Origin of the sequence: Bradyrhizobium sp. WSM1417 (assembly GCF_000515415.1) — a bacterium.
In the GTDB taxonomy this organism is placed as follows: Bacteria; Pseudomonadota; Alphaproteobacteria; order Rhizobiales; family Xanthobacteraceae; genus Bradyrhizobium.
Genome location: NZ_KI911783.1, coordinates 2,240,547 through 2,253,490 on the forward strand (window position 1 = coordinate 2,240,547; position 12,944 = coordinate 2,253,490).

At 56.0% G+C, this 12,944-nt stretch carries 10 protein-coding genes and 3 pseudogenes; all 13 read left to right on the forward strand.

The features are described from left to right. Positions 1–51: 51 nt before the first annotated feature. Positions 52–147, forward strand: a pseudogene (locus tag BRA1417_RS45425) (amidinotransferase); the annotation flags it as partial. Continuing rightward, a pseudogene (locus BRA1417_RS0110705) lies at positions 144–539 on the forward strand (thiamine pyrophosphate-binding protein); the annotation flags it as partial. The pseudogenes BRA1417_RS45425 and BRA1417_RS0110705, both read left to right, overlap by 4 nt. A 379-nt stretch (positions 540–918) precedes the next feature. Beyond that, entirely contained in the window at positions 919–1,755 is an 837-nt protein-coding gene (locus BRA1417_RS0110710) for a fumarylacetoacetate hydrolase family protein (RefSeq protein WP_027515811.1), read from the forward strand. Between the two features lie 192 nt (positions 1,756–1,947). Beyond that, the gene (locus BRA1417_RS0110715) at positions 1,948–3,537 is read left to right on the forward strand and encodes an ABC transporter substrate-binding protein (protein WP_027515812.1); all 1,590 of its coding nucleotides are present in this window, start codon (positions 1,948–1,950) and stop codon (positions 3,535–3,537) included. 33 nt (positions 3,538–3,570) lie between these two features. Then, positions 3,571–4,335 carry an SDR family NAD(P)-dependent oxidoreductase gene (locus tag BRA1417_RS42460; RefSeq protein WP_084462180.1) on the forward strand — a complete coding sequence of 255 codons (765 nt, stop codon included), beginning with the start codon at positions 3,571–3,573 and terminating at the stop codon, positions 4,333–4,335. 18 nt (positions 4,336–4,353) lie between these two features. Then, complete coding sequence (locus BRA1417_RS0110725) at positions 4,354–5,751, forward strand: FAD-dependent oxidoreductase (protein WP_256379156.1); 1,398 nt, start codon at positions 4,354–4,356, stop codon at positions 5,749–5,751. Between the two features lie 20 nt (positions 5,752–5,771). Beyond that, positions 5,772–6,764 (forward strand): Gfo/Idh/MocA family protein, encoded by a 993-nt coding sequence (locus BRA1417_RS0110730; RefSeq protein WP_084462181.1) that lies wholly within the window; start codon positions 5,772–5,774, stop codon positions 6,762–6,764. Further along, positions 6,764–7,261, forward strand: a complete 498-nt coding sequence (locus BRA1417_RS41700) for an HIT family protein (protein WP_051448311.1) — start codon at positions 6,764–6,766, stop codon at positions 7,259–7,261. Before BRA1417_RS0110730 ends, BRA1417_RS41700 begins: the two co-directional genes overlap by 1 nt. 19 nt (positions 7,262–7,280) lie before the next feature. Continuing rightward, positions 7,281–8,051, forward strand: a complete 771-nt coding sequence (locus tag BRA1417_RS42465; RefSeq protein WP_084462182.1) for an SDR family NAD(P)-dependent oxidoreductase — start codon at positions 7,281–7,283, stop codon at positions 8,049–8,051. Between the two features lie 154 nt (positions 8,052–8,205). Next, complete coding sequence (locus BRA1417_RS42470) at positions 8,206–9,747, forward strand: FAD-dependent oxidoreductase (RefSeq protein WP_084462183.1); 1,542 nt, start codon at positions 8,206–8,208, stop codon at positions 9,745–9,747. 1,698 nt (positions 9,748–11,445) lie between these two features. Continuing rightward, positions 11,446–12,102, forward strand: a pseudogene (locus BRA1417_RS45965) (ABC transporter substrate-binding protein); the annotation flags it as partial. A 28-nt stretch (positions 12,103–12,130) separates the two neighbouring features. Then, on the forward strand, positions 12,131–12,532 hold the full coding sequence (locus BRA1417_RS45970) for an ABC transporter substrate-binding protein (protein WP_256379157.1): 402 nt from the start codon (positions 12,131–12,133) through the stop codon (positions 12,530–12,532). Beyond that, entirely contained in the window at positions 12,483–12,803 is a 321-nt protein-coding gene (locus tag BRA1417_RS45430; RefSeq protein WP_245286183.1) for a hypothetical protein, read from the forward strand. Before BRA1417_RS45970 ends, BRA1417_RS45430 begins: the two co-directional genes overlap by 50 nt. Positions 12,804–12,944: the final 141 nt, after the last annotated feature.

The following is a 12,944-nucleotide window of genomic DNA, read 5'->3' on the forward strand; positions in this document are numbered from 1 at the left end:
GAACAGCGGTATGTGTCAGCGATTCTCCGACGAGAACGTTCAGTCCCCAGCGAATCCGCTGGCTGCACGCGTTCCATTTTGCAAGCCGGTGCGCTCTGCATCGCCTGTGAGAGCGGCCCGACCTGCCTGACGGTGCTACGCCGATGACCAGGAAGCCTGGGACTACGCTCGGCGAAGCGCTCATAACCTTGCTTGAGGCGCATGGCGTCGACACCGTCTTCGGCATTCCAGGCGTGCATACAGTTGAGCTCTATCGTGGCCTGGCACGTTCGAAAATCCGCCACATCACGCCGCGCCATGAGCAGGGTGCTGGCTTCATGGCCGATGGATACGCACGTGCCAGCGGCCGGCCGGGAGTCGCCTTCGTCATCACCGGGCCGGGGCTTACGAACACCATCACCTCCATGGGGCAGGCGCGCGCCGATTCCGTGCCGATGCTGGTGATCTCGGGCGTCAACGCCACCGGCACGCTCGGCAAAGGATTAGGCTTCCTGCACGAATTGCCCGATCAGCGTGGCATGATGGAGAAGGTCGCGCTGTTGGTTAGGCTCACCAAAGAGGAAATCGGGCGCCTTGGGGAATAGAAGGCAGAATTTCGCTGAACGTAGCTCTGACATCGGGGAAATTCGGCCGAGGGAACATAATAATGTTCGCGCGATCCGATGGTGCATCCGCATCAAGAGGGGAATACTCGCGGGGGAGGCGGCATTGTCAGTGAGTCAAAGGGGCAGCAAACCGTCAAGCTGACTACGTCGCTGCGCGCATCAGACTAGGGTTGGCCGGAAGTCCACTGCTCTCAGAACTGAGATCATGCCCCGAGCGGCAGCTTGAGGATTGTCTGTGAGTTTGCGCTCTTTCCTGATCATTCGACAGGAAGTACCGCGGCAAAAGGCAGAGAGCAACTAAAAGGAGGAATGCTTGAGATTAGTTTCATTCACTGTTGGGGAGCGCGAAAGCTTCGGACTTCTCTCTGGGGGCGGCGTCGTCGACCTCGCGCAGCGAACTAAGCATGCAGATCTCCGCACGGCATTGCGGGAATTGGACAAACTTCAATCACATGCGGGTGGAACTCCGGATTACCGTTTGGAGGACGTCCGATTTCTTCCGGTGATTCCCAACCCCTCTCGCATCCTGTGTGCGGGCTTGAACTACCTCAGCCATCTGAATGAAACTAGACAGCCGCGTCCGCAGCGCCCGATAATCTTCACTCGTTTCGCGAGTTCTCAGGTCGGCCATCTCGACAGCTTGGTGCGCCCGAAGCTCTCCGAAAACTTCGATTTTGAGGGCGAACTGGCGGTAATCATCGGCAAGCCTTGCCGGTATGTGAGCCGCGACGATGCGTTTGACGTTATCGCCGGCTATAGCTGTTACAACGACGGGAGCATTCGCGACTGGCAGCAGCACTCCGGCCAGTGGATTCCCGGAAAAAATTTTCCGGCCAGCGGTGCATTTGGGCCTTGCCTCGTGACGTGCGATGAAGTCGCCGACATCACGCGATCGAGCTTGATAACTCGCCTGAATGGGGAGGAAGTTCAGCGCGCGACAATTAATGACCTCATGTTCGATATTCCGTCGCTTGTCGCCTATTGCTCCTCATTCACGATGCTAGACGTCGGCGATGTGATCGTCACCGGTACCACTGGAGGCGTAGGAGAGGCGCGTAAGCCGCAGCTCTGGATGAAGCCTGGCGATTTGATCGAGGTGGAAATTGACGGGGTTGGCCGCTTGTCCAACCGTGTGATCGCGGAACAGTAATGACCTAGCTATGAGCTCGTGCGTGACGAGTCTCGTAGCGACTATCCGCATCATTGGCGGGGACAGGCTTGCGAATGGTCGTTGTGCATGCCGACGGCGCCGCCTCAGCCGCCGGCCAACGAGATGCGCCACTAGTTATCGCAACGACCAGGATACGGGGCCTTTGGGCAAAATTGTTAGCGGGGGCAGGAAATGGGTTCGACGTCGAAGGCGGTCTTTGTTGCGGCAGCTCTCCTCCTTCTAACCACTCAGACTCAGACTGCTCTGGCGCAAGCTCAAACAGCCTCTGCCACCTTGACGTTGGCATTCGCTGCCGAGCCGGCGACGATGGATCCCGCACGATTGATTTCGGGCGTAGATTCCTACTTCATTTCGCAGATGTTCGAGCCTTTGGTCAGATTCACGCCCGATCTTCATCGCGAGGGCTGGCTCGCCGAATCTTGGAGTTCTGGCGAACTCAACGGAAAGCCTATCGTCGACGTCGTCCTTCGAGCGGACATGAAATTTCACAACGGCGATCCCGTTACGTCCGATGACATTGTATTCTCTTACGATCGGTTTCGAGACCCAAAGAGCGGGTGGTCAAGTCTTGTGGCGTCTATCGAGAAGGTGGAAGCTCTCGATGAAAGACGTGTGCGCATCCATCTAAAGAAAGCCGATGCTCAACTTCTCGCCGAAAACCTCGTTATTCTTGTGATGCCGAAAAAGTATTTCGAGCAAGTTGGCGAACAGGAGTTCGCAAGGCGTCCCGTCGGAACCGGACCGTGGAAGTTCGTCTCGCGCAAGATCAAAGACGAGCTCCGGCTCGAAAGGTTTGATGATTACTGGAAGCGCGACGCGGGTCCCGGTTACAAGCATCTTGTGATCAAGGTCATACCCGAAGACATCACGCGAGTTAGTGCCTACAAGACGGGGCGCGTCGATTTCATTGATGGCGTCCCATTGGCCCTAGTCAATGAATTCAAAGCACTACCTGGCACAAAGACTGTGACGGTTCCGAGCGGCAACAATGTCTTTCTGAACTTTAATACTCAAATGCCGAATTCGCCGTTCAACGATCTGCGGGTGCGAAAAGCGGTTGCGCATGCAATCGATATAGATGCTATTATCAAGACCGTCCTCTTCGGGCAGGGCAAACGATATGCTCAGGTCGGTGAATCTGCTGCCGGGTATGACCCGTCGCTTAAGCCTTACGCCTACGATCCAGCGAAAGCGCGGAGTCTGCTGAAAGAGGCCGGCTTCCCCAACGGCTTTGACATACCTTGCTACAATCATGCCACCCCGCGAGAACCGAACATCAAAGAATTTGGTGAGGCGATATATGCCTATCTCTCGGTGGTGGGAATTCGCTGCCGTGTGCGGGCACTTGAACTCGGTGCCTATCTCGCCCTCGTCAAACGCGATCGAAGTACGCCAAGCCTTCCGGAGGTCGATGGCATCATCAACTGGCAATGGCCACAGGGATTGCCGGGCGATCCTGGATCGGCCTGGATGGGACACCTGCACACCTACGAACCCGGGAAGGGATGGGGAGCCTACTCATACTCGAGCGATCCTGAAGTGGACACGTTGCTCGAAAGGCAAGCTGCGGTGCTCGACGAGAAACAACGAAATGAATTGCTCAAGCGTGTCGCCGCTCTAAAGCATGAGAGGGTGCTCGGAGGGTTGCCTACCTATCTTCCGACCATAACCTTCGCCTTCAGAGACACGATCGACTGGACGCTGTGGCCCGATCGCAATGCCCAATGGAGGACCATGCAGCAAATCAGGCCAGTCAAATAATGCAAGCCGATGGACAACGAGTAGAGTGAGCGAATGGGTCCTGAAGGAAAAATCGCTGTGGTGACAGGCGCTGGTTCCGGCATTGGTCGCGCATCTGCCGAGGCGCTAGCGAAAGCAGGTGCACGAATTCTTGCCAGTGATATAGACTATGAGAGCGCGCGGCAGACGGTATCCGCAATCGAAACCGCTGGCGGTAAAGCATTTGCACTACAGGCTGATGTTTCGGAGCCGGATGATGTCAAGCGCATGATAGATGCCGCTGTCTCGCGTTTTGGCGGATTGGATATCCTTCACAACAATGCCGGGATCCTTTCGGGGCCGCGTTTCCCAGATTCTGACCCATCTTGTTGGAGGCGAGCAATCTCCGTAAACATCATGGGTGTCCTGTCCGGAATTCACTACGGCACAGAAGCAATGCGGCAACGAGGCTGCGGCGTCATAATCAACACCGCTTCGATCTCGGGCTTGGAGCCTCATTTTACCGACCCGGTCTACGCCGCAACTAAAGCCGCGGTCGTAAACCTCACGCGTTCCCTCACTTTCCTAAAGGAGGAAGCGAATATCCGGGTGAATTGCGTTTGCCCGGGCTTCGTCCGCACGGACTTGGAAGCTCACTCAAGTGCGGTGCTTGACGCAGAGGCGCAACGACGTTTCAAAAGCCGACGCGCCGGCTTTAAAGATCTGCCTGCTCTGGAACCGGACGATATCGCGCAGGCCGTGATGAAGTTGATCCATGAAGATGGCCTCAATGGCAAAGCCTGCATAGTTAACCCTGGCGAACCTTGGCAAATTCAATAGTCAGAGGATGAGCAGAGGGTGAGAAGAGAGCAGGCAGACGTAGTTGTCGTCGGAGCTGGTATGGCCGGTCTTTGCGCGGCGGTTACCGCAATCGATAAAGGTGCAGACGTTGTTGTCATCGAAAAGGGGAATCGCGTCGGCGGCTCTATGCTGCTATCACATGGGCTAATCTGGACATTCTCCGACAAGAGGCAACTAAAGCAGGAAATTCCCGACGGCAACGAAGCGCTCCAAGAAATTGTCGTAGATTATCTGCCGGCTGGTCACGCTTGGCTAGAAGGGCTGGGTGTTGCCCTCGAGTCCGAAACGGCGTTTGAGTGGTATGGGCGCGGCCGAGCAGCAGATCCTCGCTCTTTGGCCTCGGCGCTGATGCAGCGGGTCGGCGAAAAAGGTGGACGGCTCCGTCTCCGGACTGGCATGCAGCGACTGCTCCTTTCGGACGACCAAATTGCGGGGGTGGTTGCGTTTGATGATGAGGGACCTGTTGCCGTGGAGGCGAAGTCGTCGGTGCTTGCTACCGGCGGATTTCAGGGCAACGCGAGTTTGATCACTCAATACATCACACCCCATGCTGACTTTCTCTACCTCCGAAGCAATCCCTGGAGCACCGGCGACGGCTTTCTTGCCGCCACAACAGCAGGTGCAGCAGCTACAACACATTTAAACTGCTTCTATGGTCACGCCTTAGCGGCGCCTCCCGCTCGTTTCTCCCACCTTGACTTCTCCAATCTGACGCAGCGCTACGGGCAATTCGCCGTAGCCCTGAATCTCGAAGGCCGCCGTTTCGTAGATGAGTCGGAAGGGACGGGCGAAGAAGCCCTCAATCTAGCATTGGCCGCTCAGCCGAACGCGACAGGAATCTATGTGGTGGATGGGTCGATAGCGAGTGGCGCTGGACACGATGCCTATCCTCCCAAGGTCGCCATCGATCGGGCGCGCAATGCAGGCGGTCCAGTAGTGTATGCGGACACGCTCGAAGAACTCGCTGACAAATTGGCTAGCTGGTCGGTGCCGCCCGACGTCGCGCTAACCTCGCTGCGTTCATACAACGCCGCTGTTCGCGAAGGGCGCGGCAGCGCACTGTTTCCCTCAAGACAAAGGAATGCGGTGCCCCTCGAGACCGCGCCGTTCAGCGCAGTGATGGTACGGGCTGGCATCACCTTCACTTGCGGGGGTCTCCAAGCCGATCTTCATATGAACGTCCTGCGAAGATCTCTAACGATTTCCACCTTGTCCCTGACGAAGGCAGATGCGGACGAAATGTCGCTCACGCCGCTGGCGAATCTTTACGCTGCAGGTTGCGATCTAGGCGGAATAAGCACGCGCGGATATATGGGTGGCTTAGCGACAGCCCTGGTAACCGGGCGGATCGCAGGAGAGTCTGCAACTTACAACGCACAATACAACAAACCTTAGAAGAGACCGCGGGGCGACTGATGACCTATCCGAAGCGTGTAGCAGTTATAGGAGTGAGCCATTGGCATTCAAGCTATGACGCCGCATATGTCGAACTGCTGCAGGCTATGAATGTCGATGTTGTCGGGATATCGGACGAGAACGAAAGAATTGTCTCCAATCGCGCGGAGCGTTTCAAGGTTAAGCCGTTTCGAGACTACAAGGAAATGCTTGACCGGACAAAGCCGGATTTTATCGTCGCTCTTGGGCGCCACGTCGATATGCCGGAAATATTTCGCCACCTCGTCGAAACAGGGATTCCATTTCTCATGGAAAAGCCGTGGGGCATTCATGACACAACAGTAAGGGAACTTGCAGAGCTGGCATCAAAGCGCAATTCATGGGTCTGCGTACCTTACTTCACTCGCTATAGTCTGTGGGCAGAGATGGCGCGCTCGATGGTGCAGAGCGGCGAACTTGGAGCCATTTCTCACATCGTTTTCCGAATGATCCGACCCACGATGAAACGCTATGTGGCGTGGGACTCGCCTTGGATGCTCAGTAAGGATCAAGCTGGCGGCGGTGCGCTGCTTAACCTTGGATCCCACGGTTTCGACATCTGCCGATTCATCACCGGAGAAGAGCCATCAGTGGTCTCCGCGGTATTGAGCAACGTTGTCCATAACTCCGAAGTTGAGGACTACGCGCACGTAACCCTGCGCACGCCTAAAGGAATAATCTTTCACAATGAAGTCGGATACACAATGCCGACTTGGCCCAAGAATTCGACTGACGCCGAGCAAAAGCTGGCTGCCGAAAATGCAATCGTGCGCGAGGTTACAGGTGGAGTTCACATCTTCAGTCGTGATCGAGATGAAAGGGTGCCGGTGCCGCATGGATACGTAGGCGGCTATCGTCGGGTGCTGCTGGAGTGTTTCGAGCGGTTGGCCGTTGGTAAGCCTCCCCCAATCACAGCTCATGACTGCGCTCGCGCTGTTACGCTAATCCACGACGCCTACCGACTGGTGCATTGATGGAGTTCGAAGCGATGATGCATGATCCGAACTGCGCCATTTGTAATGCCAGCATGGATACTTCCTCAGTGCCAGGAGGAATCGTTTATGAAGACGATCTTTGGCTCGTTCACCACGTGATGTCGGGCAGGGGCGTGCCAGGCTGGATGATGGTACAAACTCGACGGCATGTTGCGGGTATAGCATTCTTCAACGACGCCGAAGCCCTCAGCTTTGGTCCCACGTTTCGACACTTGCAAAAGGTATTGATGGAGGTGACGGGCGCTTTGCGGATCTATACCGCTTCCATGAACGAAAGCGTGCCCCATTTCCATTGCCATGTTGTGCCGCGCTATGAAGCCATGCCGAAGAATGCTAAAGGATGGGAGGTCTTCGACCTCTTTCGCGCATCGGCCGCAGGCGAAATTGACGTTGATGCAGACTCGGTCACACGCCTAACCGATCGATACCGCGAAGCTCTTAAGATCGATCCCCCTGCCAAGACTGTCTTGGCTTGATAGCTATATTGGAGGAAAGATGAAAATCGATGGTCGGACCGCGATAGTGACTGGCGCTGCCTCAGGGATTGGTCGCGCGTCAGCTATGGCGCTGGCGGCGCATGGCGCACGCATTGTTGTCGTCGATATCGATCCAAGCGGAAGGCGAGTCGTTGACGAGATCGAAAGCGCGGGCGGCGAAGCGAGCTTCTTCGCTGCCAATGTCGCCTCGGCTACGTCTCTGGCAGAAATGTTTTCGTTTGCAGAAGCAGCCTACGGTGGCTTCGACATACTTCATAATAACGCTGGAATTATGTTTCCCGGCGGCTTTGAAGATCAGCCAATTGGCGCTTGGGTTCGAATGATCGAGGTAAATTTCTTGTCGGTCGTATTCGCTACTCATGCAGCAATACCAGTTTTGACGAGACGCGGCGGCGGAGCAATTCTGCAAACGGCTTCGATTGCGGGGGTGCTAGCGTATCCTAGTTCGCCGATCTATGCAGCTTCCAAAGCCGCGGTCGTGAGCTTTACACGGTCGCTTGCACCCTTGAAGAAATCTGCAAATGTTGCAGTCAACTGCTTGTGTCCTGAGTTGGTGGATACTCCACCAATTCAGGAGGGGCGACTACGCAATCGCGCTGCGGGCATTTCGACGAAACCCATGACGTTACCTCCCATTCCCGTCGAAGCGGTAGCTGCGGCAGCGGTTGAGCTGATTCAAAACGATACTCTCGCTGGCCAAGCGATGAAAGTGTCGCCCGGACGACCGGCTGAGCTTTTGGAGTTTCCAGATTGGGGACTTCGGCGTTAGTCCCTTGCAGCACGAACTCGCGACCATGCGATATGGACAACGCATCGAAAGGCGTGCCGTCTGAGAGGCAAGGTCGGTTACTCAATTGCGCGGGGGACGCTCGCTAAGCGTGAGATGTTAGCGACCTGGAGTTAATTAAACCCAGGATGCGGCAGTGTTTGAGTTGGTCGATGGCGGAGGCTACACAAAGTTGAACAAGATCTCAGATATATACGATGTAATTGTTGTCGGCGGTGGCGGGTCTGGATTAGCAGCCGCACTATCAGCTGCGTCCTCTGGTGCTAAGACGCTCCTTCTGGAAAAGAATGGGGCGATCGGCGGCTCCACCGCTATGTCTATCGGTTCAATTACTGCCGCGGGCACGAGGTTTCAGAAGGATCGAGGAGTTGTCGACACAACCGACTCTCATTTTATAGACATGGGCTTGTTTCTTGGCGCCGATGATCATCGCGAGAACAAGGAACTGCGTCGTATTCTGGTTGATAATGTCCCTGATACGTTGGAATGGCTTATGGGTTTGGGCTTGCGATTCTTCGGGCCGATGCCGGAGCCGCCACATTCCAAACCCAGGATGCACAACGTAATTCCAAATTCACGAGCTTATCCCTACGTGCTTTCGCGAGCTTGCTTCAAGTCAGGGGTTCAGTGTCTAACCAATGCGCGCGTGACCGAACTCTTAAAGGATGGCGATGCTGTCACGGGTGTAATCGTTTCAGTGGCAGGAGTGCAGCGCCATATTAAGTGTCGAGGAGGGGTCATTCTCGCTACGGGCGATTTCAGCGCCAGCCCAGCATTCAAAGAGCGATTCCTTCCCTCTGTTGCGCATATTGATGCCATTAATCCGTCCTGCACTGGAGATGGACAAAGGATTGGGGAAGGTATCGGCGCTCCGATTCTCAACGGCGATATCTTGTGGGGGCCGAGTCTCCGCGTGCAACCTGGAGAAGGTACCAGCTTGGCGCAGCGACTCCCAGCTTGGCCGTTATTGACAAAGGTTATGTCGATCGCACTTGCAAAGTTGCCGGTGTGGCTCTTCCGACCGTTTGTCCTGTCCTTTATGACGTCGACACTAGCGCCGTCGGGTAAGCTTCTCAGAGCTGGCGCGATTTTAATTAACCGAGACGGCCGTCGCTTTACCAGCGAAGCGGATAACCCGGCATTAGATGTCGCCAAGCAGACCGGAAATCAAGCTTATATCGTATTCGACGAAGAAATTGCCCAGAAATTCACGCGGTGGCCAAACTATGTGTCGACGGCTCCAGGGGTTGCATATGCCTACATCGGCGATTATCAAAAGCAAAACAAGCTTTATGCACAAGGTAAGAGCGTTGCAGAGCTAGCGTCTAGGATTGGAGTTCCGAGTGAAAGGTTGAGTGAAACATTCAGAACGTATAACGAGGAGTTAAAGACCCGATCTGACGAAACACGAAAACCGCTTGACCGAGGTCCTTTTCACGCAATTGGACCTGTTTCCGCTTGGATTGATATAACCGAGGGTGGGCTCGGCGTTTCGTCAAAACACGAAGTTCTGACTGCTCAAGGGCAGATAATTCCCGGAATGTATGCAGTCGGATCGGTGGGCCAGGGCGGCCTAATCCTCGCAGGGCATGGTCATCATCTTGGGTGGGCTTTCACCTCTGGGCGGCGCGCCGCCACTTTTGCCGCAGAGCGGGCGAGAAATCTGTCAGAACAGTAATCCTAATGAAGTTGACTCTCAGGGACGCCTTGCTATTTCGAACGAAAGAGGCCGGCATGGCAAAGCACCCGGCAGAATTAGTCAACAGATCATCGAGGTGTGGCGCGCCGGAAGGACTCTGGCAGAGCTGTCGTGCTAGTGCTGCCCCAGTGCGCAAAGCATCTCCAACTGGATTGCGCGCCACCGCGGCAAACCGCTTCTTGGCAAGAGCAGGCTGAGCGGCTTCGGAAAGGAGGAGCTGCTGGCGTTGAGCGGGATCGCGGCAGTCTGGCAAAGGTCACGGCCTCCTGCGTCGTGAGCGCGAACGAGCTCAACGCCAGCAGCACCTTGAGCGTGCGCGCGACGTGCCGCGTGCTAAGCGTCCCGTACCGCGGCTAGCACAACTGGCTCGATAGCTCGCCCAAAGTTTATGCTCATGCCCGTTGAAGCGATAGCTTCAACAGCGATCGAACTAAATCGAAACGAGACTCTCGCTGGCCAAGCAATGAAGGTGTCGCCCGGACGACCCGCAGAACTCCTGGAGTTTCCAGACTGGACCCCCGGTGTTTAGCAGGCGGCGTTTTGTCCCCACGTTCGCTGTCTGATCGGGCAATGTTGCTCGGTTGGCAATCAACTGGGTTGGCATATGTCCTATAGAGAGCTTTTGCTCGAGCCGAGGGCGAACGCCAGAGGCTATCTTGGTCCTGACGGTGATCCATGCCGAAGAGCGCGGGTCGCCGAAAAACAGAAAGGAGATCGTGGAAGCTGATCACCGAGCTGTCCATTGGCCCCCGCAATGACACCATCGAGAAGTCGAATGGCATGCTTTAAAAAGATCGAAGTGCTCCACAACGTCCTACAATCGGGCTACAAATTGAGGGGTCGAAGCTTAGGACCGCCCAGCATCTAGTCAATCTGATCTCCATCTTTTGCATCCTGGGTTGGCGTCCTTCTGGATGACGATGCTCAACCGTTCCGAACCAGACACGCCGCCAACCCTTGCGTTGACTGCGACCAAAGTTGGCGTGCTTGATCAGCGTCGACGGCAACCAGAAGCAAGACAGAGACCGCTCTCGCACTATCTGATCAAGATTGCCCGGCTCGGCAGTGGTGTCGCCTGCGGCGGCGATCCGCCTCCATATATAGCGCGGGCTATCACGCCTCGCCTACATCGGGCTGGGCGTTCGAGGCGCTGTCGAGCCTTTCCGCTGCAGACCCGAGCAGCCATCGGCTCGCTATTATGCGATTTCCTCTTCTGGCCGTCACCGGCGATCGAGGTGGTCACGATCTCCTTTCGAGAACGGCGCTGGTGCCACGGCGCCGACGCGCCGTTTCGGCTGGGGGTGGCTGCGGGAGTCTACTTATCCACGCTCGCTCGGCGTTAAAATATCAAGGATGGCCTCATGTTTGCGGTATTTCTCTAATTCAGGGCCGAGTTTCGCCGTTTTTCTTCTTGAGTAGCCTCTACGATTGTACGACTAATCGGGGAGGAAAAGCATGATCCAAAGAAGCGTGATCATCGCGCGTGTTCTTGCAGCCGCGGTGTTTGGCCTCTTCGCCCTCAATGCAACGGCCTCGGCACAAACCAAGGATACGGTTGTCGCAGCGCTTGCGACGGAAGGTACGACGCTCGATCCCACAAAGTCTATCGGCGGCGCCGATCGATACTTCATCGGTCAGATTTACGAGCAATTGGTCCGCTTCGATCCGGACTTGAAGATGGTCAACTGGCTGGCCGAATCTTGGTCCATCGAGGGTACGCCAGACAAGCCGATCATCGACGTGCATCTCCGTAAGGGGGTGAAGTTCCACAACGGCGATCCATTGACCTCGGCTGACTTCGAATTCTCCTATGAGCGGCTCAGGGATCCAAAGATCTCGCGCTTTTCGTACACACAGGCGAACATCGAAAAGTTCGAAGTCATTGACGACCACCATTTCAAGCTGCATTTTAAGGCGCCGGACGGCAACTACATCCCCAACGCGCTGCAGCTCTGGGCGATTCCGAAGAAGTATTTCGAGAAGGTGGGTGAGGAGGGTTTTGCCAAGGCGCCGGTCGGCACCGGCCCGTGGAAATTCGTCTCACGCTCGATTAAGGAGGATCTGAAGCTCGAGGCGTTCGATGATTACTGGAACAAGGATGCGCGGCCGAAGATCAAGAACTTGGTCCTGAAGATCATTCCGGAAGACCTTACACGCGTTGCGGCGTTCAAGTCGGGCGCAGTCGACTGGATCGACGCGGTGCCACTGTCGGCGGTCGAAGAGTTCAAGAAGATGCCGGGCGTGACGACCTTATCGACGGTTGCGAACAACAATCTCTATATCGAGATGTCGGCCGACAAGCCGGATTCGCCTTTCAGTAAGCTGAAGGTGCGGCAGGCAGTGGCGCACGCGGTGGATGTCGATGCCATCATCAAGAACGTGCTGTTCCGGGCAGGGCCAGCGCTATGTCGAGGTCGCCAAGGGCGAGACCGGCTACGATCCGGACCTGAAGCCATATGCTTACGATCTGAAACAGGCGAAGCAGCTGCTGGCGGAAGCGGGCTATCCAAATGGGTTCGAGACGCCGTGCTACAACCTGATCACGCCGCGCGAGCCGAACGTGAAGGAAATGGGCGAGGCGGTGTTTGCCTATCTCAGTACGATCGGCATTCGCTGCAAGGTGCAGGGACTTGAGTATTCGTCCTGGGTCGCTCTCGGTCGCCGCGGCCACGGCCTGCCCGAGATGGACGGTCTCGCGCCATGGATGTGGGGCCATGGTCTACCAGGTGATCCGGCCGAGTTCATGGACCGGTATGCTACATAGCTTCGTCCCAGGAAAGGACTTCGGCGTTTATTCCCATAGCAATGATCCCAAAGCGGATGCGATGGTCGAGGAATTGAAGAACACCATGAACCCGGACAAGCGGGTGCGACTGATCAAGCAGATCGCGCGCTACAAGCATGAAAACGTCCTCGGCGGCGTGACGACCTTTCGCCCGATCGTCACATTCGCGTGGCGGGACAATATCGCCTTCCGACCCTGGCCATGGCCCGGATATTGGCGTGATTTCCAGGAAATCAGTTTCAAGAAATAGCTAGCGGTTTCGAGGTGCGTACCGGGTGCTGCTCGGTGCTCGGTACGCCTCTCGTTTCGCTTTGTCGGGTGGATCCGCGGCACATGGTTGTAAAAAACGTGATGAGTATGACGACAGCAGATGTCCCTGGCAGGCGTTCGA